The sequence below is a fragment of the Bradyrhizobium sp. Leo78 genome (assembly GCF_059512425.1).
In genome coordinates this window covers 95,483-121,501 of record NZ_JCAMOT010000017.1, presented here as the reverse complement: position 1 = coordinate 121,501, position 26,019 = coordinate 95,483, and the positions used below count along the sequence as shown (strand labels likewise).

23 protein-coding genes are annotated in these 26,019 nt (G+C 64.6%); 14 read left to right on the top strand and 9 right to left on the bottom strand.

What is annotated here, in order from left to right:
- Nucleotides 1-50: 50 nt before the first annotated feature.
- Nucleotides 51-1,697, bottom strand: a complete 1,647-nt coding sequence (locus tag AC5ZG1_RS21900) for an isovaleryl-CoA dehydrogenase (protein ID WP_496134056.1) — start codon at nucleotides 1,695-1,697, stop codon at nucleotides 51-53.
- 122 nt (nucleotides 1,698-1,819) lie between these two features.
- Nucleotides 1,820-2,533, bottom strand: coding sequence for a M15 family metallopeptidase (locus AC5ZG1_RS21895; RefSeq protein ID WP_496134055.1), 714 nt, complete (start codon nucleotides 2,531-2,533; stop codon nucleotides 1,820-1,822).
- Between the two features lie 242 nt (nucleotides 2,534-2,775).
- Here AC5ZG1_RS21895 and AC5ZG1_RS21890 point away from each other — a divergent pair, with 242 nt between their 5' ends.
- The 4 genes from AC5ZG1_RS21890 (at nucleotide 2,776) to AC5ZG1_RS21875 (ending at nucleotide 7,106) form a co-directional block, all read left to right on the top strand.
- A complete protein-coding gene (locus AC5ZG1_RS21890; protein ID WP_028166685.1) occupies nucleotides 2,776-3,729 on the top strand; it encodes an aspartate carbamoyltransferase catalytic subunit in 954 nt (317 codons plus the stop codon).
- Between the two features lie 4 nt (nucleotides 3,730-3,733).
- A complete protein-coding gene (locus AC5ZG1_RS21885) occupies nucleotides 3,734-5,035 on the top strand; it encodes a dihydroorotase (RefSeq protein WP_496134054.1) in 1,302 nt (433 codons plus the stop codon).
- 101 nt (nucleotides 5,036-5,136) lie between these two features.
- On the top strand, nucleotides 5,137-5,733 hold the full coding sequence (gene plsY / locus AC5ZG1_RS21880; RefSeq protein ID WP_028166687.1) for a glycerol-3-phosphate 1-O-acyltransferase PlsY: 597 nt from the start codon (nucleotides 5,137-5,139) through the stop codon (nucleotides 5,731-5,733).
- Between the two features lie 152 nt (nucleotides 5,734-5,885).
- Nucleotides 5,886-7,106: a patatin-like phospholipase family protein gene (locus tag AC5ZG1_RS21875; protein WP_496134053.1), complete on the top strand. Its 1,221-nt coding sequence runs from the start codon at nucleotides 5,886-5,888 to the stop codon at nucleotides 7,104-7,106.
- Here the strand turns inward: AC5ZG1_RS21875 and AC5ZG1_RS21870 are convergent.
- Entirely contained in the window at nucleotides 7,101-8,342 is a 1,242-nt protein-coding gene (locus tag AC5ZG1_RS21870; protein ID WP_496134052.1) for an amidase, read from the bottom strand. The genes AC5ZG1_RS21875 and AC5ZG1_RS21870 overlap by 6 nt on opposite strands.
- Before the next feature lie 232 nt (nucleotides 8,343-8,574).
- Here AC5ZG1_RS21870 and dprA point away from each other — a divergent pair, with 232 nt between their 5' ends.
- A complete protein-coding gene (gene dprA / locus AC5ZG1_RS21865; protein WP_496134051.1) occupies nucleotides 8,575-9,687 on the top strand; it encodes a DNA-processing protein DprA in 1,113 nt (370 codons plus the stop codon).
- A gap of 154 nt (nucleotides 9,688-9,841) precedes the next feature.
- Here the strand turns inward: dprA and AC5ZG1_RS21860 are convergent, their stop codons facing one another.
- Nucleotides 9,842-10,243: a winged helix-turn-helix transcriptional regulator gene (locus tag AC5ZG1_RS21860; RefSeq protein WP_456644171.1), complete on the bottom strand. Its 402-nt coding sequence runs from the start codon at nucleotides 10,241-10,243 to the stop codon at nucleotides 9,842-9,844.
- A 100-nt stretch (nucleotides 10,244-10,343) separates the two neighbouring features.
- Here AC5ZG1_RS21860 and AC5ZG1_RS21855 point away from each other — a divergent pair, with 100 nt between their 5' ends.
- Nucleotides 10,344-10,952: an FMN-dependent NADH-azoreductase gene (locus AC5ZG1_RS21855; protein WP_456644172.1), complete on the top strand. Its 609-nt coding sequence runs from the start codon at nucleotides 10,344-10,346 to the stop codon at nucleotides 10,950-10,952.
- A gap of 110 nt (nucleotides 10,953-11,062) precedes the next feature.
- Here the strand turns inward: AC5ZG1_RS21855 and AC5ZG1_RS21850 are convergent, their stop codons facing one another.
- Nucleotides 11,063-11,221, bottom strand: coding sequence for a hypothetical protein (locus AC5ZG1_RS21850; RefSeq protein ID WP_165435422.1), 159 nt, complete (start codon nucleotides 11,219-11,221; stop codon nucleotides 11,063-11,065).
- 201 nt (nucleotides 11,222-11,422) lie between these two features.
- Nucleotides 11,423-12,211 (bottom strand): SDR family NAD(P)-dependent oxidoreductase, encoded by a 789-nt coding sequence (locus AC5ZG1_RS21845; RefSeq protein WP_165435423.1) that lies wholly within the window; start codon nucleotides 12,209-12,211, stop codon nucleotides 11,423-11,425.
- 104 nt (nucleotides 12,212-12,315) lie between these two features.
- Here AC5ZG1_RS21845 and AC5ZG1_RS21840 point away from each other — a divergent pair, with 104 nt between their 5' ends.
- Nucleotides 12,316-12,789 carry a winged helix-turn-helix transcriptional regulator gene (locus AC5ZG1_RS21840; RefSeq protein WP_456644173.1) on the top strand — a complete coding sequence of 158 codons (474 nt, stop codon included), beginning with the start codon at nucleotides 12,316-12,318 and terminating at the stop codon, nucleotides 12,787-12,789.
- Nucleotides 12,790-13,746: 957 nt separating this feature from the next.
- Here AC5ZG1_RS21840 and AC5ZG1_RS21835 read toward each other — a convergent pair.
- Entirely contained in the window at nucleotides 13,747-13,890 is a 144-nt protein-coding gene (locus tag AC5ZG1_RS21835) for a hypothetical protein (protein WP_245287282.1), read from the bottom strand.
- 326 nt (nucleotides 13,891-14,216) lie between these two features.
- On the opposite strand from AC5ZG1_RS21835, the gene topA reads away from it, so the two are divergent.
- The 7 genes from topA (at nucleotide 14,217) to AC5ZG1_RS21800 (ending at nucleotide 22,832) form a co-directional block, all read left to right on the top strand.
- The gene (gene topA / locus AC5ZG1_RS21830) at nucleotides 14,217-16,958 is read left to right on the top strand and encodes a type I DNA topoisomerase (protein WP_496134050.1); all 2,742 of its coding nucleotides are present in this window, start codon (nucleotides 14,217-14,219) and stop codon (nucleotides 16,956-16,958) included.
- Nucleotides 16,959-19,289 (top strand): ribonuclease R, encoded by a 2,331-nt coding sequence (rnr, locus tag AC5ZG1_RS21825; RefSeq protein WP_496134049.1) that lies wholly within the window; start codon nucleotides 16,959-16,961, stop codon nucleotides 19,287-19,289.
- Nucleotides 19,277-19,720 carry a DUF983 domain-containing protein gene (locus tag AC5ZG1_RS21820; protein ID WP_130231027.1) on the top strand — a complete coding sequence of 148 codons (444 nt, stop codon included), beginning with the start codon at nucleotides 19,277-19,279 and terminating at the stop codon, nucleotides 19,718-19,720. The genes rnr and AC5ZG1_RS21820 overlap by 13 nt, the downstream gene beginning before the upstream one ends.
- Before the next feature lie 34 nt (nucleotides 19,721-19,754).
- A complete protein-coding gene (locus AC5ZG1_RS21815) occupies nucleotides 19,755-20,504 on the top strand; it encodes an NUDIX hydrolase (protein ID WP_130231029.1) in 750 nt (249 codons plus the stop codon).
- Nucleotides 20,505-20,607: 103 nt separating this feature from the next.
- Nucleotides 20,608-21,933 (top strand): LLM class flavin-dependent oxidoreductase, encoded by a 1,326-nt coding sequence (locus AC5ZG1_RS21810; RefSeq protein WP_496134048.1) that lies wholly within the window; start codon nucleotides 20,608-20,610, stop codon nucleotides 21,931-21,933.
- 124 nt (nucleotides 21,934-22,057) lie between these two features.
- Nucleotides 22,058-22,225, top strand: a complete 168-nt coding sequence (gene rpmG / locus AC5ZG1_RS21805) for a 50S ribosomal protein L33 (protein ID WP_027581235.1) — start codon at nucleotides 22,058-22,060, stop codon at nucleotides 22,223-22,225.
- 76 nt (nucleotides 22,226-22,301) lie between these two features.
- Nucleotides 22,302-22,832 (top strand): hypothetical protein, encoded by a 531-nt coding sequence (locus AC5ZG1_RS21800; RefSeq protein WP_028163947.1) that lies wholly within the window; start codon nucleotides 22,302-22,304, stop codon nucleotides 22,830-22,832.
- A 1-nt stretch (nucleotide 22,833) separates the two neighbouring features.
- On the opposite strand, the gene AC5ZG1_RS21795 is transcribed toward AC5ZG1_RS21800, so the two are convergent.
- Nucleotides 22,834-24,240, bottom strand: a complete 1,407-nt coding sequence (locus AC5ZG1_RS21795) for an ammonium transporter (RefSeq protein ID WP_456644177.1) — start codon at nucleotides 24,238-24,240, stop codon at nucleotides 22,834-22,836.
- A gap of 543 nt (nucleotides 24,241-24,783) precedes the next feature.
- A complete protein-coding gene (locus tag AC5ZG1_RS21790; RefSeq protein WP_456644178.1) occupies nucleotides 24,784-26,019 on the bottom strand; it encodes an MFS transporter in 1,236 nt (411 codons plus the stop codon).

The following is a 26,019-nucleotide window of genomic DNA, read 5'->3' as shown; positions in this document are numbered from 1 at the left end:
AGAGGCGTGGATGCCCGGGTCAAGCCCGGGCATGACGGAGTGTGTGTCATTCAATGCGGCAGCGCCCGCTCCAGCAGCGCGCGCATGTCGCTCTCGGCAATGTCCACCGCGCCGTACATGCCCGCATGCGTGGTCGCGAGCCGTGTCGCCGCGAACAGTTCGGCGTGACGCGGCATCACGGCATTGAGCGCGGCGCTCGCGGCAAGCAGCGCCAGTTTTTCGACTGCAAGCCGCGCGACGCGCTCGCTGTCCGGTCTGCGGAACGCCTTGCCGATGAAGGCCACCGCCTCGCTTGCGCCGGGCAGGCCCTGCGTCTGCCCGGCCAATTCCTGCAGGATCGCCGATGCAGCATCCGCCTCGCGCGACAGCGCGCGCAGCACGTCGAGGCACATCACATTGCCCGAGCCTTCCCAGATCGCATTGACCGGTGACTCCCGGTAGTGCCGCGCCAGAATGCCCTCTTCGACATAGCCGTTGCCGCCGAGGCACTCCATCGCCTCGTAGAGGAAGCCGGGCGCGCTCTTGCAGACCCAGTATTTGATCGCGGGCGTGAGCAGCCGCATATAGGCCGCTTCCTTAGGCTCATCCGGTGTGCGGTCGAAGGCGCGGCAGAGCCGCATCACCAGCGCAACCGTCGCCTCGACATGCAGCGCCATGTCCGACAGCACCGCCTGCATCAGCGGCTGATCGGCGAGATGCTTCTGGAACACGCTGCGATGGCGTGCGTGATGCAGCGCATGCGCGAGCCCCGAGCGCATCAGGCCGGCAGAGGCGATTGCGCAATCCTGCCGGGTCAGTTGCACCATCTGGATGATGGTGCGGATGCCCTTGCCCTCCTCGCCGATGCGCTCGGCATAGGCGCCGTGGAATTCCACCTCCGACGACGCATTCGAGCGGTTGCCGAGCTTGTCCTTCAGGCGTTGGAAGCGGATGGCGTTCACGGACCCATCCGGCGCAAAGCGCGGCATGAAGAAGCAGCTCAGGCCCTCCTCGGCCTGCGCCAGCACCAGGAACGCGTCGCACATCGGCGCCGACATGAACCATTTGTGTCCGGTGATGCGATATGCATCGCCATCGCGCGCCGCGCGCGTCATGTTGGCGCGCACGTCGGTGCCGCCCTGCTTCTCGGTCATGCCCATGCCGAGCGTCATGCCGCGCTTCTCCCACCAGGGCACGAAACTCGGATCATAGGAACGCGTGGCGATCACCGGCATCGTCCTTGCGAGGAGATCCGGCTGCGACGCCAGCGCCGCGACGGCGGCGCGGGTCATGGTGATCGGGCAGAGATGTCCGGTCTCGACCTGTGCAGCGATGTAGAATTTCGCCGCGCGCACCACCTCCGCCGCGCCGCCCGCGGGCTTGCCCTGCGCGGTCCAGGTCGAGTTGTGCACACCGGCATGGGCGCTATGCGCCATCAGTTCGTGATAGGCCGGATGAAACTCGACCACATCACGGCGGTTGCCGCGGGAATCGAAGGTGCGCAGTTTCGGCGTGTTCTCATTGGCGATGCGCCCCCGCTCCGCCATCGCCGCCGAGCCCCACTGCTCGCCGAATTGTGCGAGCTCGCCCTGTGCCGAGCCGCCGCCATTGGCGGCCACCGCCTCGACCAGCGGCTTGTCGAGCGTGAACAGATCGACATCCTCGAACGGCGGCGACTGGTTGAAGACCTCGTGGGTCGAGAAGATGGCTTGGGTCATGACGCTTCCTGAAAGCCGGAACTAGAGCATGATCCGGAAAAGTGGACACCGGTTTTCCGAAAAGATCATGCTCAAACAAAGGGCTAGAGCTGGATGACGATTCGAAGAGAAGTCATCGCGCTCTAGCGGCGCGGCGGAATCGGGAAATCATAGGCCTGACCGCCCCCGCCGGGCAGCGAAAAATGCCACCACTCCTTGGAATAGTTGACAAAACCCTGTCGCGCCATCGCTGCGACGAGCATCCTGCGCCACCGCCGCTGCGACCGACTGATCTGACCCGCGGCGGTATGCGCCTTGACGTCGGAGCAATCATAGCCGGTGCCCATGTCGACGCTGCCTTCCGGTGCCCGCCTTTCCACTGTTGCCGTGCAGTCGGCATAGTCTCTCGCGGGATCGAACTCACCGGAATTGTCGGCGGCAAGATCCACCAGCGTCAAGTCGAGCGCGGCCCCGCTCGAATGGCCGGAACGCGCAGCGATATAGCCGAGCCGGAACAGATCGGCCTTCCTGAACGCCGGATTGTAGCGCTTGCCGGCGACCGTCTCCTTGCCATCCCTCGACCACGCGACCATGTCGGCGACCGCCCGCGCCGGGCGGTAGCAATCGAACATCTTCAATGAGAGCCTTTGTGCCGCGAGTTCCTGCTGCACGGCCTTCAGCCTGAGCCCGACCTCGCGCTTCACGACGCATTCCGCCGCGCCGTAGCCCCTGAGCGGCCGGCCGACGAAATTGTTCGGGCCGGCATATCGGATGTCCTGGACGATCGTGGAATCGATGTCGCGCAGGAACACGAAACCGCCCGGCAGGGTTTGCGCGCGGGCTGCCGAAATCGACATGGCTGCCACAATTCCGATGAGTATCGCTTTCACGAGGACCTACCCACTTGCGTCATGGCCGGGCTCGTCCCGGCCATCCACGTTCTTTGCGGCCGATACTTCTTTGCGGCAGATATTAAGTAAGCCGTGGATGCCCGGGACAAGCCCGGGCATGACGACGCCGTGACAGACCCGGGGATAACTCATCCACCCCCTATTCCCGCTTGCCCCGCCGACCATCCACGCCTATAGCTCTGGCTTTAATGACCCCATCATTGAAATCGACCTTTGTCCTCGGTCACCGGCATTTGCTGGGCATCGAGGGGCTTTCCGCTGCCGACATCACCGGGCTGCTTGACCTGTCCGAGGAGTATGTCGAGCTCAACCGCCAGGTGGACAAGAAACGCGCATCCTTGCGCGGCCGCACCCAGGTCAACCTGTTCTTCGAGGCCTCGACCCGCACGCAATCCTCCTTCGAGATCGCGGGAAAAAGGCTGGGCGCCGACGTCATGAACATGTCGGTGTCCTCGTCCTCGATGCGCAAGGGCGAGACCTTGATGGACACCGCGGTGACGCTGAACGCGATGCATCCGGATATCCTGGTGGTGCGCCACCATGCCTCCGGCGCCGTGGAACTGCTGGCGCGCAAGGTTGACGGTTCCGTGATCAATGCCGGCGACGGTGCGCATGAGCATCCGACCCAGGCCCTGCTCGACGCGCTGACGATCCGCCGCAACAAGGGCCGGATCGAGGGGCTGGTGGTCGCGATCTGCGGCGACGTCATGCATTCCCGCGTCGCGCGCTCCAACATCCTCCTGCTCAACACCATGGGCGCCCGCGTCCGCGTCGTCGCGCCCTCGACGCTTCTGCCGCGCGGCATTGAGCGGATGGGAGTGGAGGTCGCCCGCGACATGCGCGAGGGGCTAGACGGTGCCGACATCGTGATGATGCTGCGCCTGCAGCGCGAGCGCATGAACGGCTCCTTCGTGCCGTCCTCGGGCGAATATTTCCAGTATTTCGGCCTCGACCAGAAGAAGCTGTCCTACGCCAAATCAGATGCGCTGGTGATGCATCCGGGGCCGATGAATCGCGGCGTCGAAATCGACTCGGCGGTGGCCGACGGCGCGCAATCGGTGATCCGCGAACAGGTCGAAATGGGAGTGGCAGTGCGCATGGCGGTGCTGGAAGCGCTCGCCCGCAACCTGCCGAACGCGTGAGATCATGCTGACAGATCGTCGCCCAATTCTGCTCGCCAATGCCCGCGTCGTCGATCCCTCCCGCGATCTCGACGGGCCCGCCGACGTCCTGATCGCCGACGGCTTGATCCGCGACTCCAAGCGCGGCATCGGCGCCGCCGGCGTCCCCGAAGGCACCGACATCGTCAATTGCGCCGGCAAGATCGTCGCTCCCGGCCTGATCGACATGCGCGCCTTTGTCGGCGAGCCCGGCGCGAACCATCGCGAAACCTTTGCGTCGGCAAGCCTCGCCGCGGCTGCCGGCGGCATCACCACCATCATCTGCCAGCCGAACACCTCGCCGGTGATCGATAATTCGGCGACCGTCGATTTCGTGATGCGCCGCGCCCGCGACACCGCGATCGTCAACATCCATCCGATGGCGGCGCTGACCAAGGGTCTGCGCGGCGAGGAGATGACCGAGATCGGCTTGTTGAAGGCCGCCGGCGCAGTTGCCTTCAGCGATGGCGACAAGAGCATCACCAACGCGCAGGTGATGCGCCGCGCGCTGACTTATGCGCGCGACTTCGACGCACTGATCGTGCATCACACCGAGGATCCCGACCTCGTCGGCGAAGGCGTCATGAACGAGGGCGAGTTCGCGACGAGGCTGGGGCTTGCCGGCATCCCGAACGCCGCCGAGTCGATCATGCTCGAGCGCGACGTGCGGCTCGCGGCGCTGACCGGCGGCCGCTATCACGCGGCCTCCCTCACCACGGCTGAGTCGCTTGAAATCCTCAAACGCGCCCGCGATGCCGGCGCCGACGTCTCTGCTTCTGTCTCGATCAACCACGTCACACTGAACGAGAACGATATCGGGCCTTACCGGACGTTCCTGAAACTGTCGCCGCCGCTGCGCACCGAGGACGACCGTCAGGCGTTGGTCGCGGCGCTGGCCTCCGGTCTCATCGACGTCATCATGTCCGACCACAATCCGCAGGATGTCGAGGTCAAGCGCCTGCCGTTCGCCGAGGCCGCCCCCGGCGCGGTCGGGCTGCAGACCATGCTGCCGGCGGCCTTGCGTTTGGTCCATAATGGCGAGATGGATTTCAAGACCTTGATCCGGGCGATGTCGACCCGACTCGCCGAACTGCTGGGCCTGCCCGGCGGCTCGCTGCGCGCGGGTTCGCCGGCCGACGTGATCGTGATCGATCCGGACACGCCCTGGGTGCTCGATCCCGCCGACCTCAAATCGCTGTGCAAGAACACGCCCTTCGACGAGGCCCGCTTCTCCGGCCGCGTCGTACGCACCATTGTCGGTGGGCGGACGGTGTATGAACATGTCTAGAGCGTTTTCAAGCGAAGTGGATACCGGTTCGCGTCAAGAAAACGCGTCAAGAAAAAGAGACACCTCCGAGACATGCCGCGCCTGCGGCGGGAGCGCCGGCCATGTCCTCTGACGCCTTCCTGATCGTCGCGTTTCTGATCGGCTATCTCTTCGGCTCGGTCCCGTTCGGCCTGATCCTGACCAAGATCGCCGGCACACAGGATCTGCGCTCGATCGGGTCCGGAAATATCGGCGCCACCAATGTGCTGCGCACCGGGCGCAAGGGGCTCGCCGCGGCGACGCTGATCTTCGACATGCTGAAGGGCACCGCTGCAGTGGTGCTGTCGGGCTATCTCGGCGGCCCGAATGCGGCGATGGTGGCCGGACTCGGCGCCTTCCTCGGCCATCTCTATCCAGTCTGGCTCGGATTCAAGGGCGGCAAGGGCGTCGCTACCTATATCGGCGTGCTGATCGGCCTGTTCTGGCCGGCTGCGGCCGTCTATGGCGCGGTCTGGCTAGCGACCGCCTTCACCACACGCTATTCGTCGCTATCGGCGCTGGTGGCCGCCGTCGTCACTCCGATCTTCCTGTGGTGGTTCGACCACGCCGCACTCGCCGCGCTCGCCGCGGTGCTGATGCTCATGCTGTTCTATACCCATCGCGAAAACATCAAGCGCTTGCTGGCGGGAACCGAGGGGCGCATCGGCCAAAAGGCCTAGAATTCGCCATCAACCTGTTGAGGACGGGTCACATCTGTCCGAAATTCTTGCGCGATACTGGCAAACGGTAACGCGGGCTGTCATCCTGCGATTCAAATGGCGTCATACGGTTTCGTCAGGTGGACGGGATCGAACAGGATGGGATTAGCGGAATGAGCGCGCCCGATGTCGCGTCGCGTCCGGTGAGTACGTCCGGCGCGAGCGCCCTGCTCGCGGCCAGCGAAATCTGGTCATTCTCCGGCAAGACACCGACTGCCGTCGATTCAGCAGCCAAGTCCAGCTCGGAAGCTGAGCTGCCTGCCCCATCACTCCCGGACGCCATCCTGAACATGCAATCGGCGCGGGCCGACCTGCGGGCGCGCTCGCCGGTCGATAAACCGAAAAAAACGGACGCACGCGAATCGCTGGTCTGGCCGCCGCGACAATTATCGCTGGCACTGCAGGGCGGCGGCACCTTTGCCGCGTTCACGTGGGGCGCACTCGAGCGGCTCCTGGAAGAACCGGATTGCGCGTTGGACACCATCAGCGGCGCCAGCGCCGGCGCCGTCAATGCCGCGCTGCTCGCTTGCGGCCTGGTGGAAGGTGGCCGCGAAGGCGCACGTGCCGCGCTCAACCGGTTCTGGATGCGGATGATGCACGAGGCTTCGTTCCGCTCGCTGATGCTGGTCGGAGGATTCTCGCCGGCCGGACGGTCGGTCGCATTCGGGCCGACGCTGCGGTCCGGCCAGTTCGATCCGTTCGATCTCGATCCGCTGCGCCAGGCGCTCTGGAGGGATATCGATTTCTCCGCGCTGCAGAGCCCCGCCAGCCCGAAGCTTTTGGTCGCGGCGACACGCGTGCGCGACGGCCGGCAGCAAGTCTTCGGCAATGACGAGATCACCGCCGATGTGCTGCTCGCCTCGACCTGCCCGCCCCTGATCCATTGCGCGGTCGAAATCGACGGCGAGTCCTATTGGGACGGCGGCTTTGGCGGCAATCCCCCGCTGGTCCGACTCGTGCAGGAATCCGAGACGTCCAACGTGCTCGTCGTTCAAGTCACGCCGGCGCGCGACAGCTATGTTCCGATCACGCCCGCCGCGATCGATCGCCGCCTCGACCAGATCACCGCCAATTCCGTGCTCAACGCCGAGATTGCGGCGCTGGAATGGGCGCGTCCTGCAGCAGCCCCCTCGTTGCGGCTATTCCGGATCGCAGCGGAAGATGAGATCGACGGGCTCGCCCAGCGCAGCGCCACCGATCTCGGGCCAGGCTTCATTCGCCAACTGCATCGGAGCGGCCGCAAGGCTGCCGAACGTTTCCTGGCGCAAGATGCCGGCTCGACGCGAATCGAGACGCCGCGCAAGTCGCGCGCCGCCGAGCCCGCACTGTTATAGTTTCGCCAGCGCCATCTCGACAAAGCGCGCCGCCGCCAGCGCCTTGGCGTCGGCAGCGAATGGCGCGATCACCTGCACGCCGACAGGCAAGTTGCCTTCGGCCACGTAGGCCGGCACGTTGACGCAAGGAACGCCCATCAACGTCCATAGCCGGTTGTAGCGGGGATCGCCGGTCGACGAGAGCCCCTTCGGCGCAGCACCGGGCGCGGACAGCGTCAGCAGCACGTCGACATCCGCAAACGCTTGCGTAAGCGCCTGCCGCGCACTACCGGCGACATCGATCGCCTCGTCGTATTGAGCCGCGCTGACATCCCTGCTCTCGTCAAGCCGGCCGCGCAGCAATGGCGGCATTGCGTCGTAGTTCTCGCGATATTCCCACGCCAGTGACCGGTGCGCCTCGAAATCCTGCACCACCGGCTGAATGCGCCAGGCTTCCGCAACGATCTCAGGCAATGACAGCGCGCGAACCGAAGCACCAGCGCGCTCGGCCATCTGCGCCGCGATCCTTAGCGCCTCCGCGCCCGACTCATCGGGCGCACCGGCAAAGTCCTGCGTCACGATGCCGATCCGCGGCGCTGTGATGGTGTCGGGCAACCGCAGCGCCGGCCGTCCCGTCATCGCCGCCAGCGCCACCGCGAGGTCGCTCACGCCTGAAGCGAACAGGCCGACGGTATCGAGCGTCCAGGAAAAGCACTTGACGCCGACCGTCGGCAGCAGCCGGTAGGACGGCTTGATCGCGGCCACGCCGCAATACGACGCCGGCCGGATCACCGAGCCTGCCGTCTGCGTCCCCAGCGCCAGCGGAATCATCCCGGCCGCGACCGCCGCCGCTGAGCCTGCCGACGATCCGCCCGGCGTGTGGCCATGATTGCGCGGATTGAGCGTCGCCGTCGGATCGTTCGCAGCGAACGCCGTCGTCGTGGTCTTGCCGACGATCGTGGCGCCGGCCTGCTTCAGCATCATCACGACAGACGCATCGGCGCGCGGCCGGTGTCCCCGGTAGATCGACGCCCCCATCTCGGTCGGGAAATCCGCGGTGTCGATGATGTCTTTGATCCCGACCGCAATCCCGCGCAGCGGCCCCGCCGCCTGCGCGCGCGGATTCTCCGCCCGCGACACGAAGGCGCCGATCGTCTTCTCCTCGGCATCGACCGCCGCGAGCGATTGGGCAAGCGCTGCATCGGGCGAGAGTTCGCCCTGCTCGATGCGGCGGGTGAGTTCGGCAAGCGAGATCATCGGGAATTTGCTCCCTTCATTGGTTGGATTGGTTTTACGGGCCGCCTCCTCCTCGGGCAAGTAAATCGGACGGAAGGCCCTCACCTCCTCGTCATGGCCGGGCTTGTCCCGGCCATCCACGCCTTGCTGTGCCCCGTGCAAAGAACGTGGATGCCCGGGACAAGCCCGGGCATGACGAAGGAGACGGCAAACAAGTTGATCGCGATATCCGATTGGGCGAAGCTGCGCCGCCATGCATGACCGCACGCCCAATCACCAACTCACCGACACCGAACGCCTCGACCGGCTGCGGCTGATCCGCTCGGAGAATGTCGGGCCACGCACCTTTCGCTCGCTCCTCAATCATTTCGGCGACGCGCGCACCGCGCTCGAACATCTGCCGGACATGGCGCGCCGTGGCGGCGGTGGTGCGGGACGCATCTGCACGGTCGAGGAGGCAAAGGCCGAGCTTGCGGCCTGCAAGAAGCAGGGCGTCAGCCTGGTCGCGCCGGGCGAAGCCCCCTATCCGGCACGGCTTGCCACCATCGATGACGCGCCGCCGCTGCTTGCGGTGCGCGGCGCGCTTGACGCGCTGGCGCGGCCGATGATCGCGATCGTCGGCTCGCGCAATGCATCCGGCGCCGGGCTGAAATTTGCAAGCACCCTCGCCCATGATCTCGGCGACGCCGGCTTCGTCGTGATCTCCGGTCTCGCCCGCGGCATCGACCAGGCCGCGCATCGCGCTACCACGACGACCGGCACCGTCGCGGTGCTCGCCGGCGGTCACGACCGGATCTATCCGCCCGAGCATGAGGACCTGCTCGCGGCCTTGCTCGAACAAGGCGCAGCGATCTCCGAAATGCCGCTCGGCCACACCCCGCGCGCCCGCGACTTCCCGCGCCGCAACCGCCTGATCTCGGGTGCTGCGCTCGGCGTCGTCATCGTCGAAGCCGCGCACCGCTCGGGCTCGCTGATAACAGCGCGCATGGCGGCAGAACAGGGCCGCGAAGTCTTCGCCGTCCCCGGCTCGCCGCTTGATCCGCGCGCGGCCGGCACCAACGATCTGATCAAGCAGGGCGCGGCGCTCGTGACCAACGCGAGCGACATCATCAACGCGGTGCAACCGATCATGGAGCGGCCGTTCGCACTCGGTGCACGCGAAAGCGATGACGAGCCGCTCGATTTCGACACCGATCCGAGCGAGCGCGAACGCATCGTCGCGCTGCTCGGCCCGAGCCCGGTCAGCCTCGACGACCTGATCCGGATGTCGGGCCTGTCCGCCACCATCGTTCGCACGGTGCTGCTCGAACTTGAACTCGCCGGCCGTCTCGAACGCCACGGCGGCGGACTGGTGTCGCTGGTCTAGGACGTCGTTTCTTCACCTCTCCCATAGGGAGAGGTCGAATTGCGAAGCAATTCGGGTGAGGGGTTACAGTCCCTCGATAGAGCGGATCCCCTCACCCGGCGCTGCGCGCCGACCTCTCCTTATGGAAGAGGTGCAGATCCCTCGTCTCCATCGTTCACCCCCGCTCGTTCCGCGCATCGAACTCGCCTCGCGCGCGCTCGATCTCGGGCAAATGCTCGAACGCCCATTGGCCGAGCGCCTGCACCGGCTTTGAGAGGCCGCGACCGAGATCGGTGAGCTCGTAGTCGACGCGCGGCGGGATGGTTGGAAACACTGTGCGCGTGACCAGCCCGTCGCGCTCCAGCCCGCGCAGCGTCAGGGTCAGCATCCGCTGCGAGATACCGCCGATCGTGCGCTTGAGCTCGTTGAAGCGGCGCGGTCCGTTACCGAGCAGCATGATCACCAGCACGCTCCATTTGTCGCCGACTCGCGCCAGCACCGAGGCCACGCCACGGCAGTCGCCGCTGGTATGCGGGATCGGTTCCAGGACAGGCACATGGATGTGCGCGGGTTTCACTGATGTGCTCCGGTGAGAAAAATGTGCGTTCTTGCGGGGTTTTGCCACGGTCACTCATATAGCGCCAGTTACAAACCTATACCAAAGGGTGACACCAACCATGAAACTTCTGCATCTCGACTCCAGCGTGCTGGGCCCGCACTCCGTCAGCCGTCAGGTTTCCGCCGCCATCGTCGACCGGCTGCGCGAGACCCATCCCGGCATTGCGGTTACCTATCGCGACCTCGCAACGACGCCGCTCGCCCATCTCTCGGGTTCCCATTTGGCTGCGAGCCAGGGCGCCACCCCGGAAGCCTCGCTGCAGCCGGACATCGCCGCGGGCCAGCAGATGCTGGACGAATTCCTGGCAGCCGACATCGTCGTGCTCGGCGCGCCCATGTACAATTTCACCATCCCGAGCCAGCTCAAGGCGTGGATCGATCGTATCCTGGTGGCCGGCAAGACGTTCAGGTACGGCGCTGCCGGCGTCGAGGGCCTTGCCGGCAACAAGCGCATCATCGTCGCGGTCTCGCGCGGCGGCTATTACGGCGCCGGCACGCCGATGGCGGTGGCCGAGCATTTGGAGACCTATTTGCGTTGGGTGTTCGGCTTCATCGGCGTGAAGGATCCCGAATTCATCTCCGCCGACGGAATCCAGGTCGGACCGGAGCATCGGGAGAAAGCCGTCGCGGGCGCATTGCAAGCTGCCGGCAATCTCAGCGCGGCTTGAGATGCGTCCTCGCCGTCATGCCCGGGCTTGTCCCGGGCATCCACGTTGCCGCGACAAGAAAGGCGTGGATGGCCGGGTCGAGCCCGGCCATGACGAATGGAGAAAACGCTCTAATACCAGGCGCCCTGCACGCCGAAGATCAGGGCGACTAGCGAAATCAAAAGGCCGATCCCGGCAAACAGAGTGATCGAAACGAACTGCGTGTTGTCTGACTTCTGCGAGGCGCGGGAAGCCGAGACCGAAGTAGACGTGCGGACGGCGGTCGGCATGGCTGCTCTCCAAATCAAATGGTCAAAGAAATTTCCCTGCCCACCAGAACTGTCTTGGCAGCTTCGACCAAGGTTCAATGCCTTGTGCCCAGTCCAATGAAATAATGCCGGCGCACCCGAAGCTCCGGTTCTGGCTAAATCAGAACCGAAGCTCGGTGTTCTTCTCTTGACGCGTTTTCTTTACGCGAACCGGATCACCGCTTATTGCCGCGGGCTCTGTCCCCGATAGATCGGAGCGCCGGCGGGCAAGGCAGTGGCACCGCCATCGACGAACAGCTCCTGCCCCTGGATATGAGCGGAATCGTCGGAAGCCAGGAACAGCACCGTCTTGGAGATGTGATCGGGTTCGCCGAGCCCACGTAACGGCGTCGACAGAGCGATGCGCGCCTCGAACGCCTTTTCTGCTTCGGGCGTTGCGGTCGCGGCACCCCAGATCGGCGTGCGGATGGCGCCGGGCGCGACCACGTTGACCCGAATGCCGCGCGGCGACAGTTCGGCGGCCATCACGCGCGCCATCGCGCGCACGCCGCCCTTGCTCGCGGCATAGGCCGAATAGCCCGGATTTCCCAGCATCGAGATCACCGACCCGTTGAGAATGACCGACGCGCCGTCATTGAGATGCGGCACGGCCGCCTGCACCGTGAAGAACACGGCGGTTAAATTGGTGCGGATCACCTGCTCGAAAGCCGCGAGCGTGGTGCCGCCGAGCGGCGTCTGGCCGGGAATGCCGGCATTGGCAAAGACGATGTCGAGCTTGCCGAATTTCTGCGCGGCCTGCGCGACCGCGGCCTCCGTCGCTGCGACGTCGGTGGCGTCGGCAACGATCGCGATCGCATTCGGTCCCAGTTCCTTGGCCGCCGCTTCCAGCGTCGCCCGGTTTCGTCCGGTGATCGCAACCTTGGCGCCCTCCTGAACGAACAGACGTGCGGTCGCAAGACCGATGCCGCTGTTGCCGCCTGTGATCAATGCCGTCTTGTTCGCCAGTCTCACGATAGCCTCCAGTGGTTGCATTATTAAACTTCGTTGGACAACTAGGCGATCTGGTTTTATAATGCAACTACACAAGCCTGTGATATGTCTGGACGGAGATCTTGATGGTGAAGCGGACAAGCCTTGAGGGCGCGGAATGCCCGATCGCGCGATCTCTGGATGTGCTGGGCGACTGGTGGTCGCTCTTGATCATCCGCGATGCGCTGATGGGGCGGCGCCGCTTCGGCGAGTTCCAGAAGAGCCTGGGGCTCGCGAGGAACATCCTCACCGTGCGGCTGCGCGCGCTGATGGACCAGGGCATATTGGAATTGGCGCCCGCGTCCGACGGCAGCGCCTATAAGGAATATGTGCTGACCCCAAAAGGCTTCGGGGTCTTCCCGATCCTGGTGGCGCTCCGGCAGTGGAGCGAGGAATTCGACGACCATCCGGAAGAGATCGGCACCACCATGGTGGATCGCGAAAACCGCAAGCCGGTGAAGAAACTCGCGCTATGTTCCCAGGACGGCCGGCTGCTGTCGGTCGCCGACATCACCCTGAAGCGCGGCGCACCGAAGCGCGCCAGGCGCGGTGGGGCGTAGGTCCTGCTTCATCTGTGATTCGTTGCGCGCCGCAGCCTACGTCGTCATTCCGGGGCGCGACGAAGTCGAGAACCCGGAATCCATTGCGCGGCTTGCGTCGGCGGAGAAATGGATTCCGGGCTCGATGCTTCGCATCGCCCCGGAATGACAGGGGGACGCATCGCGCAATCCCCTCCTCCGTCATGGCCGGGGTTGACCCGGCCATCCACGTTCTCTCCCGTGCACGGAGGCAAAGGACGTGGATGCCCGGGACATCTGCGCGAAGACGCGCCTCGCGCTTTTGCCCGGGCATGACGGCGTCGTATCGCTCGCGCGATTTTCCTTAAGCCAATCAACGTGATTTGCTTCGTCCAGCCCTCTTACAAAAAACATTCCGCTTCCGTCGTCGGGCAAATCAGTGATTTAACTCCGCGCGTCTCACCCGAGAGAGGGGCGGCTCGCGATCGTCACGAACGTTGCGGTGAGATGCGGTGGACGCGATGTGTGTGACTGACGAGCGCGCGCATTACGGACGGCGAAGTCGTGTGGTCCTGGCGCCCCGACGCTGGCGCTAAGTTTTTTGCGCGAAGAAGTTCGCACAAGAGATGATGGTGGCAAGAAAGCCCGGTCACCAGGGAGAGCGCGAAGGAAACCGTAAGACCATCGCGCAGGGAAAGCCGGAATGCTTCGGTTGAACCTGTGGTCCTACCCCCGTGCTTTTTGTTGCACGGGACCCATGGGTGCAACCGGCACCCGGCTTTCCCTGCGCCCTCTGCTCGATGAGAGGGTGAAGAGATACGCAAACCTCGGACGCAACGCGCCGCGAGAATGCGGACCCACATCCTCTCCGCTGTTTGAAAACCGAATCGGAAACGTAGGATGGGTAGAGCAAAGCGAAACCCATCATTCGCGCCGCTTGCTCCATCGTGATGGGTTTCGCTTCCGCTCTACCCATCCTACGGGACAGTGCGACGCGCCTCACGACAGCTTGCGCTTGCTGCGCAGGCGCAGCCGTTCTTCGGCCTCGAGCTTCGCCATGCCCAAGAGATGACTCAAGACCTCCAACCGGTGACGTTCCGCGAGCTTCACGAGCTCGGTCACAGTCTCCGCAATGAAGGCCACGGCCTCATCAGGGCCGCCCTCCTCGCCGGTTTCATCCAGTTGCGATCGCTTTTCCCGACCAGAAGCGGAGCGCTTCCGGCGGCCTCCCGCCCTAGCCAAAAATTTTTTCCAAAAGCACCATTTTGAAATGAGGATAGGGCCTTTTCGGCCGCAACTCTAGGACGCATTCTGCAACTTCCTAGATATTAAGTCGTAGACCCGCCCCACCCTCTCAATATCCTTCGATTTGACAGGGGGCCCCTCAACACCCATGTTCGCCCCGACAGAGGGGGTCGCGAGTCTCGCGGAGCCCGCTTTCAGTTCCTCCCATAAGCTATTGGAATGACATGAATATCGTCATTGTGGAGTCGCCGGCCAAAGCCAAGACTATCAACAAATATCTGGGCTCCTCCTACGAGGTCCTGGCCTCGTTCGGCCATGTCCGCGACCTCCCCGCCAAGAACGGATCGGTCGATCCGGACTCCAATTTCCAGATGATCTGGGAGGTCGATCCCAAGGCTGCCGGCCGACTCAATGACATCGCCAAGGCGCTGAAAGGTGCCGATCGCCTGATTCTCGCGACCGACCCTGATCGCGAGGGCGAGGCGATCTCCTGGCACGTGCTGGAGGTGTTGAAGGAGAAGCGCGCGCTGAAGGATCAGAAGATCGAGCGCGTGGTGTTCAACGCCATCACCAAGCAGGCGGTCTCGGAAGCGATGAAGACGCCGCGCCAGATCGACGGCGCGCTGGTCGACGCCTATATGGCGCGCCGCGCGCTCGACTATCTCGTCGGCTTCACCCTCTCCCCCGTGCTCTGGCGCAAATTGCCGGGCGCGCGTTCCGCCGGCCGGGTGCAGTCGGTGGCGCTGCGTCTGGTCTGCGACCGCGAGCTCGAGATCGAGAAGTTCGTACCGAGGGAATATTGGTCGCTGGTCGCGACGCTTCTGACGCCCCGCGGCGACGCCTTCGAGGCACGGCTCGTCGGCGCCGACGGCAAGAAGATCGCGCGGCTCGACATCGGCTCGGGCGCGGAAGCCGAAGATTTTCGTAAAGCCATCGAAGCCGCGCTGTTCAAGGTCGCGACCGTCGAAGCAAAGCCCGCCCGGCGCAATCCGCAGGCGCCCTTCACCACATCGACGCTGCAGCAGGAAGCCAGCCGCAAGCTCGGCTTCGCGCCGGCCCACACCATGCGCATCGCGCAGCGGCTCTATGAAGGCATCGACATCGGCGGCGAGACCACCGGCCTCATCACCTATATGCGTACCGACGGCGTGCAGATCGATCCGTCCGCGATCACCCAGGCGCGCAAGGTGATTGGCGAGGACTTCGGCAACGCCTATGTGCCCGACGCTCCGCGCCAGTACCAGGCCAAGGCCAAGAACGCGCAGGAAGCGCACGAAGCGATCCGCCCGACCGATCTCTCGCGCCGGCCCAACGACCTGAAGCGGCGGCTGGATAACGATCAGGCGCGGCTCTACGAATTGATCTGGACCCGCACCATCGCCAGCCAGATGGAATCCGCCGAGCTCGAGCGCACCACCGTCGACATCGAAGCCAAGGCCGGCGCGCGCATGCTGGAATTGCGCGCCACCGGGCAGGTCATCAAGTTCGACGGCTTCCTCGCGCTCTACCAGGAAGGCCGCGACGACGAAGAAGACGAAGACTCCCGCCGCCTGCCCGCGATGAGCGCGGGCGAGCCGCTGAAGCGGCAGGACCTTTCCGTCACCCAGCATTTCACCGAGCCGCCGCCGCGCTTCTCGGAAGCCTCGCTGGTCAAGCGCATGGAAGAGCTCGGCATCGGCCGTCCCTCGACCTATGCCTCGATCCTGCAGGTGTTGAAGGACCGCGGCTACGTGAAGCTCGAGAAGCGGCGCCTGCACGGCGAGGACAAGGGGCGCGTCGTGATCGCGTTCCTGGAGAGCTTCTTCCGCCGCTATGTTGAATACGACTTCACCGCCGATCTCGAGGAACAGCTCGACCGCATCTCGAACAACGAGATCTCCTGGCAGCAGGTGCTGAAGGATTTCTGGCGCGACTTCATTGGCGCGGTCAACGACATCAAGGATCTGCGCGTCGCCGAGGTGCTCGACGTGCTCGACGAGATGCTGGGTCCGCACATCTATCCGCCGCGCGCGGATGGTGGCGATCCCCGGCAGTGTCCGACCTGCGGCACCGGCCGATTGAACCTCAAGGCCGGCAAGTTCGGCGCCTTCATCGGCTGCTCGAACTATCCGGAATGCCGCTACACGAGGCCGCTCGCTGCCGATTCCGAGGCTGCGGCCGACCGCGTGCTCGGCCAGGATCCGGACACCGGCTTCGACGTCACCGTGAAGGCGGGACGGTTCGGCCCCTATATCCAGCTCGGCGAGCAGAAGGATTATGCCGAAGGCGAGAAGCCGAAGCGCGCCGGGATTCCGAAGGGCACCTCGCCGAGCGACGTCGATCTCGAACTTGCGCTCAAGCTGTTGTCGCTGCCGCGCGAGGTCGGAAAGCATCCCGAGACAGGACAGCCGATCACCGCCGGCATCGGCCGCTTCGGCCCATTCGTGAAGCACGAGAAGACCTACGCGTCGCTGGAAGCCGGCGACGAGGTCTTCGACATCGGCCTCAACCGCGCGGTGACGCTGATCGCGGAGAAGATCGCGAAGGGTCCGAGCGGACGTCGTTTCGGCGCCGATCCCGGAAAACCGCTCGGCGATCATCCGGCGCTTGGCGCGGTCGCGCTGAAGAACGGTCGCTATGGCGCTTACGTCACCGCAGGCGGCGTCAATGCGACGATCCCGAGCGACAAGACGCCTGACGAGGTGACGCTTGCGGACGCGATCACGCTGATCGACGAGCGCGCAGCCAAGGGCGGCGGCAAGGCGAAGGCCAAGAAAGCCAAGGCGGAAAAGCCGGCGAAGGCTGATGGCGACGCCGCGGCGAAGCCTGCCAAGAAGGCGGCGGCAAAGAAGGCGCCGAGCAAGCCGAAATCGGACGCCGCCAGCAAGGCGCGTGCGCCGGTGAAGGCAGCGAAGACATCAGCGGCAAAACCTGCCGCAACATCGAAAACGCCCGCGAAGAAAAGCGCGGGCAAGGCTCGAGGGTAAGTGAAGCAAAAGCCTGACCATGGCTTTCCGGCCAGGGACGCCATTGTCGCCTTTATCCGATCCAATCCCGGAAAAGTCGGCACGCGGGAGATCGCGCGCGAATTCGGGTTGAAGAACGCCGATCGCGTCGAGCTGAAGCGCATGCTGCGCGAGCTCGCCGACGACGGCACGATCGCCAAACGCGGCCGCAAGATTCATGAGCCGGCCGCGCTGCCGCCGACCGTGATGGCCGACGTCACCGGCCGCGATGCCGACGGCGAGCTGATCGCAACGCCCACCGAGTGGGATACGGAAGAGAACGGCACCGCGCCGAAAATCCGTATCGTCACGCCGCGCCATCAGAAGCGCGGCACCACGGCCGGCGTCGGCGACCGCGCGCTGCTGCGCATCGAGATGGTGGGAGATGCCGACGGCACGCCCTATCGCGGCCGCATCATCAAGGTCATCGACCACGCCAGGACCCGCGTGCTCGGGCTGTTTCGCGCCCTCCCCGACGGCGGCGGCCGGCTGGTGCCGGTGGACAAGAAGCAGGCCGGGCGCGAACTCAACATCGCCAAGGCCGACGCCGCCGGCGCCAAGGACGGCGATCTCGTCAGCGTCGATCTCGTCCGCAGCCGCGGCTTCGGCCTCGCTTCCGGCAAGGTGAAGGAACGGCTCGGCTCGATCGCGAGCGAAAAGGCGATCAGCCTGATCGCGATCCACACCCACGAGATCCCGCAGGAATTTTCGCGCGGCGCCCTGCGCGAGGCCGAGGAAGCGAGGCCCGCGACGCTGCAAGCGCGCGAAGACTGGCGCGACGTGCCGCTCGTCACCATCGATCCGCCGGACGCCAAGGATCACGACGACGCCGTGCACGCGGAAGCCGATCCCGATCCGAACAACAAGGGCGGCTACGTCATCCATGTCGCCATCGCCGACGTCGCCTATTATGTGCGCGCGGGTTCTGCGCTCGACCACGACGCGCTGATCCGCGGCAACTCGGTCTATTTCCCGGACCGCGTGGTGCCGATGCTGCCCGAGCGCATCTCCAACAATCTCTGCTCGCTGGTGCCGGGCGAGCCGCGCGGCGCGCTCGCGGTGCGGCTGGTGATCGGCGCCGACGGCCGCAAGCGCTCGCACACGTTCCACCGCGTGCTGATGCGCTCGGCCGCCAAGCTGCACTACGCGCAGGCGCAGGCGGCGATCGATGGCCGGCCGGACGACACCACCGGCCCCCTGCTCGATCCGATCCTGAAGCCGCTCTGGGAAGCGTACCGGCTCGTGAAGCTGGCGCGCGACGAGCGCGATCCGCTCGACCTCGATCTGCCCGAGCGCAAGATCCTCTTGAAGGCGGACGGCACGGTCGACCGCGTCATCGTTCCCGAACGTCTCGACGCGCACAGATTGATTGAGGAATTCATGATCCTCGCCAACGTCGCCGCGGCCGAGACGCTCGAGAAGAAAGGCCTGCCGCTAATCTACCGCGTGCATGACGAGCCGACGCAGGAGAAGGTTTACAACCTCCAGGAATTCCTCAAGACGCTCGATCTTCCCTTCACGAAGGCCGGTGCGCTGCGGCCGTCGATTTTTAACCGCGTGCTGGCACAGGTCGAGGGCGAGGATTACGAGTCGCTGGTCAACGAGGTGGTGCTGCGCTCGCAGGCGCAGGCCGAATACTCCTCGGAGAACTACGGCCATTTCGGCCTGAACTTGAGGCGATACGCGCATTTCACCTCGCCGATCCGGCGCTACGCCGACCTGATCGTGCACCGTGCGCTGATCCGCGCGCTTGGGCTCGGCGATGGCGCCCTGCCGGACAGCGAGACGCCGGAGACGCTTGCCGAGATCGCCGCCGAGATTTCGATGACGGAGCGGCGCGCGATGAAAGCCGAGCGCGAGACCGCCGACCGGCTGATCGCGCATTATCTTGCCGACCGCGTCGGCGCGAGCTTTCAGGGCCGCATTTCCGGCGTCACCCGCTCCGGACTGTTCGTCAAGCTCGACGACACTGGCGCCGATGGATTGATCCCGATCCGGACGCTCGGCACGGAATATTACGACTATGACGAGACGCGTCACGCCCTGATCGGCTCCCGCAGCGGTGCCATGCACCGACTGGGTGACGTGGTCGACGTGCGTCTGGTAGAAGCGGCTCCGATCGCAGGTGCACTGCGCTTTGAATTGCTGTCGGGCCGACAGGCCATTCCGCGTGGCAGAAAAAGCGAGGGCCGGCGCGAACGGAAGAAAGAAGTGCGGGGCGCGAAAGCGGGGCGCGCGACGAGCAAGAAGGATCGCAAGCCGGGCAAGCAAAAGTCCGGCAAATCGAAGCGAGGCAAGTCATGGAAACGCTGAAGCCCGTGACGACGGTGTGGACCCGCGAAGCCGCGGCGGCCGAGCGGCGCGACCTGTGGGCGGCCTTGAAGCGCGGCTTTCGCTGCCGCTGCCCACGCTGCGGCCAAGGCAAATTGTTTCGCGCCTTCCTCAAGGTCGATGGTCACTGCCCGGTCTGCGACCTGGATTTTTCGCACCATCGCGCCGACGACCTGCCGGCCTATCTCGTTATCGTCGTCGTCGGCCACATCGTGGTGCCGCTCGCGCTGTGGATCGAGACCAACTATTCACCGCCGGTCTGGCTGCAACTCTCGATCTATCTGCCGCTGACTTTCATCTTGTCCCTGCTGCTGTTGCAGCCGATCAAGGGCGCAGTCGTAGGTTTCCAGTGGGCGATGCGCATGCACGGTTTCGACGAGAACGCGCCAGACGATCTTCCGCCGATCCGATAGCCTTAAATTCAAAAAAATAACAAACGGGGATGGAATGACCGAAGCAGCGACCGCGATCAAAGCGGAAGTCAAGGAAGAAAAGGAAGCGGATCATCATCCGTATTTCCGGCCCAAGGATGCCGCGACGCTGATCCTGATCGACCGCTCCAGCGCGAGGCCGAAGGTGCTGGTCGGCAAGCGCCACGACAAGGTCGTGTTCATGCCCGGCAAATACGTCTTTCCCGGCGGCCGCGTTGATGCGGCCGACAACCGCGTCCCGGTCGCCGCTCCGATCAGCAAGGAGCTCGAGACGAACCTGCTGAAGGGCAGCCCGAAGATCACGCCCGGCCGCGCGCGTGCGCTCGCCAATGCGGCGATCCGCGAGGCCTGCGAGGAGACCGGCCTGTGCCTCGGCCGCAAGGCTGAGAAGCCCGGCAACCTCGATGGTCCGTGGAAGCCGTTCGCCGATGCCGGCCTGTTGCCCGACCCCTCCGGCCTGTTCCTCATCGCGCGCGCGATCACCCCGCCTGGCCGTGTCCGCCGCTTCGACACGCGCTTCTTCACGGCGGATGCCTCCGCCATCGCCCACCGCGTCGAGGGCGTGGTGCATGCCGATGCGGAATTGGTCGAGCTGGTCTGGGTCGAGATCGGCTCCGAGCCACTGGCGGACGCCCATGCCATGACCAAGAACGTGCTGGCCGAGCTCGACCGCCGGCTTGCTACCGGTCCGCTCAACCACGACGCTCCGGTGCCGTTCTTCCATTTCTACGGCGGCAGGATGCAGAAGGACATTTTGGGAGCGTGACAGGCATGTCGCGCAAGTGTGCAAAAACAAAATAATCTTCCCGGTGGCGCCGCCGTGCTTCGTGCCTATCTGCATCTGAACGACCCACACGGAAACGGGGCAGATGGCACAGCGTCAACTCAAGCTCGGCGCGTTCATGCGGCCGATCAGCATCCACACCGGCGCATGGCGCTATCCCGGCGCGTGGCCGGACGCCAATTTCAACTTTTCCCATATCAAGCAGCTCGCCCAGAAGCTGGAAGCCGGCAAGTTCGACGCCTTCTTCATGGCGGACCATCTGGCCGTGCTGAACATGCCGATCAATGCGCTGAAGCGCAGCCACACCGTGACCTCGTTCGAGCCGTTCACGCTGCTGTCGGCGCTCGCGACGGTGACGGAGAATATCGGCCTGGTCGCGACCGGCTCGACCACGTTCGACGAGCCCTATCATGTCGCCCGCCGCTTTGCCTCGCTCGACCACATCAGCGGCGGCCGCGCCGGCTGGAATATCGTCACCACCTCCAATCCGGATGCGGCGCTCAATTTCGGGCTCGACGACCATATGGAGCATGCCGAACGCTATCGGCGCGCGCGGGAGTTCTACGACGTCGTCACCGGGCTCTGGGATTCCTTTGCCGATGATGCCTTCGTGCGCGACGTCGAATCCGGGCTGTTCGTCGATCCCGAGAAGATGCATGTGCTCAATCATGAGGGAAAATACCTGAAGGTGCGCGGCCCCCTGAACATCGCGCGCCCGGTGCAGGGCTGGCCGGTGATCGTGCAGGCCGGCGCCTCGGAGGACGGCAAGCAGCTCGCCGCGGAGACGGCGGAAGCGGTGTTCACCGGTGGCGGCAGTCTCAGCGACGGGCAGAAGCTTTATGCCGACATCAAGGGCCGCATGGACAAGCTCGGCCGCGACCGCGAGCATCTGAAGATCCTGCCGGGCGCCTTCGTCGTCGTCGGCGACAGCGTCGAGGAGGCCAAGGAGAAGCGGGCCCTGCTCGACAGCCGCGTGCACTACGACAGCGCGATCGCCTCGCTCTCGGTGATCCTGGGCACCGACGCGTCCGGATTCGATCCGGATGGGCCGTTGCCGCCGATCCCCGAAACCAATGCCAGCAAGAGCGGGCGCCAGCGCCTGGTCGACGTCGCCGCGCGCGACAAGCTCACCGTGCGTCAGCTCGCACAGCGCGTCGGCGGCTATGGCGGCCTGGCCTTCGTCGGCACTCCGAAACTGATCGCCGACCAGATGGAGGAATGGCTAACGAGCTATGCCTCCGACGGCTTCAACATCATGTTCCCGTACCTGCCGGGTGGGCTCTACGATTTCGTCGACAAGGTGGTGCCGGAACTGCAGAAGCGCGGGATCTTCCGCAAGGAGTATGAAGGCAAGACGCTGCGGGAGAATCTGGGCCTGCCGCGGCCGAAAAACCGGTTTTTCGCGCACTGATCCGCCCGAATTGGGCCGGTTTGGGTCCGGAAAACCTTGACTTTGGGCCGATTCTGACTAGTTTGCCGGCCAAACGCGGGCCGCTTGGCCGGCTCCTATACCCCACATTTCCTGAGGTTTTGACATGGCCAAGGCGGTCACCATCAAGGTCAAGCTCGTGTCGTCCGCCGACACCGGCTACTACTACGTCGCCAAGAAGAATTCGCGCACCATGACCGACAAACTGGTCAAGAAGAAGTACGATCCGGTCGCGCGCAAGCACGTCGAATTCCGCGAAGCCAAGATCAAGTAAGATCGCGGGACACTACCCACTCGAACGGGGCCTCGCGGCCCCGTTTTTATTTTGTGGCCCGGGGGCAAGGGCTCACATGATCGCAACCTTGGACGAAGGAAGCGTCGGCGGTTACTCGGTCGCATATGGCCGCGAGGACATCTACTTTCCCGTCTACATCACCGCCGCCCTCGCCGCGATCTTCTTCACAGCCACCTGGATCACCGGCGCGCTGTATTGGCTGGCGCTTGCGGCTGCGGCGGCTGGCTTCACCTACTACAACATTCCCCTGCTGGAGACCGGGCGCCCGACCATCGGCGCCAATCAGTACGGCATCTTCATCCAGGCCTTCGGCCTGATCCGCTGGCGCGCCATCGAACGCATCGACCTCGTCCAGATCGCCGAGCGCGCGATGACCGTCCATGAATTGCAGATCGCGCTCAGCATGCCCCTCAGCGGCGCGCTCGTCGCCGACTGGCGCAAGCAGCCGGCCTATCGCCGCTTGATGCGGCTGCCGTGGCGCATGGATCACCGCGCCGTGGTGTGCGTCAACCTGGAGCCATTCGACCGGTCGCCCGACGACATCCATCGGACGTTCCTCAGGATGTGGCGTTACTACCGGAGCTAAGTCAGTGCACCACTTCACCATGCAGCGCGAGGTCGAGGCCGTCGCGCTCGGCGTCCTCGTGCACCCGAAGCCCGACGAACACCTTGACCGCAGCGAGGATGATCAAGCTGACGACGGCATCGTAAACGATCACGGAGGCCACGCCGACGCACTGGTTGAAGAACTGACCAGCGTTCCCCTCCAGAACGCCGGCCGTCCCCCCGTATTGTTCGACCGCGAACACGCCGGTGAGCAGTGCCCCGACGATGCCGCCAATCGCATGCACGCCGAAGCAATCGAGCGCGTCATCATAGTTGAACGTGCGCTTCAAGCCGGTGCATCCCCAATAGCAGAAGACGCCTGCGCCAATTCCAATTGCAAAGGAGCCGATCGGTCCCACGAAACCGGAAGCCGGCGTGATGGCGACGAGGCCCGCGACCGCGCCCGAGCAGATGCCGATGACGGTCGGCTTGCCCTTGAGCGTCCATTCCACCAGCATCCAGGTGAAGGCAGCAACCGCGGTGGCGATCTGCGTCACCAGCATGGCCATGCCCGCCTGCATCCCCGCCGAGACGGCGGAGCCGGCGTTGAAACCGAACCAGCCAACCCAGAGCAAAGAGGCCCCGATAAAGGTGAGAACCATGTTGTGAGCAGGCCCCGTCTCCTTGCGCTTGCCGAGCATGATGGCGCACATCAGACCTGCCACGCCGGCATTGATATGCACGACGGTACCGCCGGCGAAATCGAGCACCTTCACCCATGCGTTCTCGTTGGCAGCGGCGAAGACGCCGTCGGGTCCCCAGACCCAGTGCGCAACCGGCGCATAGACCAGGATCGCCCACAGGCCGATGAACCAGAGCATGGCCGAGAATTTCATGCGCTCGGCAAATGCGCCGGCAATCAGCGCCGGCGTGATGATGGCAAATGTCATCTGAAAGCAGATGTACACGGCCTCGGGAATGGTTGGAGCAAGCGGATTGGGATTGCCAATTCCGCCCTTGCCGATGTCGCTCAGCATGTCCTTGAGGAACATGCGATCGAGGCCGCCGACAAAGGGCGTGCCAGCGCGAAATGCCATGCTGTAAGTCAGAATGGCGAATAGAATGGTGACGAGGCAGGTGACCGCGAAACTGGTCATCACGGTGTCGCCGACGTTCTTCTTGCGCACCATGCCGCCATAGAACAGGCCGAGGCCCGGGATCGTCATCATCAAGACGAGCGCGACGGATGTGAGCATCCACGCCGTGTCACCCGAGTTCGGCGTGCACTTTTCAAGGACCTTGCCGCCGCAGGCCGGCGGCGTCGCGTCCTGCGCAAACGCAATGTCGCCCAGTGCGAGACCGAGGAGCGCAATTGCCAGGAAAGTCGCCAGGAAAGCAGCCGCGAATTTCACGAGCCTTTGGCTCGCATAGATTCTTGAGTGCATCATCTTTCTCCCGTCGCAAGAGAAGTCGGCGAAAGGCTTGAAGAGAGGTTTTGCCGCGCCCGCACACGCGCGGCTTGCTGCTCAACGGACGTCACCAAATGTCTGCTGTGGCCCGCTCGTCGGGTTTTCGCAGTGCTTTGGAGCGCCGCAATCGGCCTGCAGTGCTTGCCCAGAATTGGCAACGTGCCCGACCTGGGCACAAAGCTCGGGCAACTCGGCGCCGCGGCACGGCCGTCGAGTTTCAGTGGCTGGGGATTGGCGGCGACTAGCCTCATGGGCTGCCAGCCTTTTCAGAGATACCAAAGTCGGAAGACGTCCGTGTCGGTCTCCGACTCCCAATTCTTAGCCAGACTTAATCAAGTTTCGTGCCACCAACCATGCAGAGAAAACCCGTTGAATCAACATCGTCTCTCGTTCACCAACGCGTGAACTGACTTGGCTGCTGCCGATTTTGAAAGCACCTCACTGACCATAATTTAATCAGCCACGATGGCCGTCGGCATGGCGCAGCAGTCCTCCGCGGATGACTAGCCACCGGCGCGGACTTTACGCCGCCTTCAATAGCGGCGGCTGCGAGGGCCGCATCAGCGCAAACGCCACCTGGATGATGCCGCCGGCAAGCCCCAGCGCGACGCCGATGCGCCAGGCGATGGTGTAGGAGCCGAGCGCATCGTACAGCAGCCCTCCCCCATAGGCGCCGAGGAAGCTGCCGATCTGGTGGCTCATGAACGCGAGCCCCTGGATCATCGCCTGCCAGCGCAGCCCAAACATCTCCGCCACGGCGCCCGCGACCAGCGGGCCGACGCCCATCCACAGGAAGCCCATGATGGCTCCGAACAGCAGCGTGGAGGCAGGCGTCGCCGGCAGCATGAAATACCAGGCGAGCGCCAGCGAGCGCAGGATGTAGATCATGCCCAGCAGCGCAAGCTTGTTCCAGCGCTGGCCGGCCCAGCCGAAGAAGAGAGAGCCGAGTACGTTAAAGCCGCCAATCATGCCGAGCGTCTGCGCGCTCAGCATTGGATCGAGGCCGCAGATCGCGAGATAGGACGGCAGATGCGTGGTGAGGAAGACGAGTTGCATGCCGCAAACGAGATAGGCGCAAGTCATCACAACGAACGAGGCGTTGCCGAGCGCTGCTCGCGCGGCAATGGCTGCGGTAGCCTCGCCGATGTCCTCGGATGACCTTGGCTTGGGCAGCGGGACCTTGTCGATGCGACCCGCGTACCAGGCGGCAGGAATCATCGCGAGCGCCAGCACCACGAAGCCGAGCAAACCGACGCGCCAGCCGAAACCTTCATTGAGAAGCTGTCCGATCGGGGCCGACAGCAGCGCGCCGAGCGATCCGGCACCGGAGACGATGCCAAGCACCGTCGAGCGCACCGTCTCGGGCACCGCGCGGGCAGCGACCGACATCGCGATCGCGGCCGCCGTGCACGCCATCGAGGTACCGATCAGGACCCCACCGCCGATCATGATGCTGATGACGCCGTGCGCGCCCGCCATGAACGCAAGGCCCGCGATATAGAGCAGCGAACCAACCACCATGATCGGACGAAAGCCGTACCGTACCGTCATGGCGCCGGCGAGCGGCTGCAGGAAGCCCCAGGCGAGGTTCTGCACCGCCAGCGCCAGCGTGAAGTCGGAAACAGAAATCCGGATGTCGTGCGTCAGCGGCTGCATGAAGATGCCGAGGCTCTGGCGCAGGCCCATGCTCAGCGTGAGCATGATCGAGGCTCCGATCAGGATGGGCAGCGTGGGACGCAGGACTTGCAGCAAGGGCAT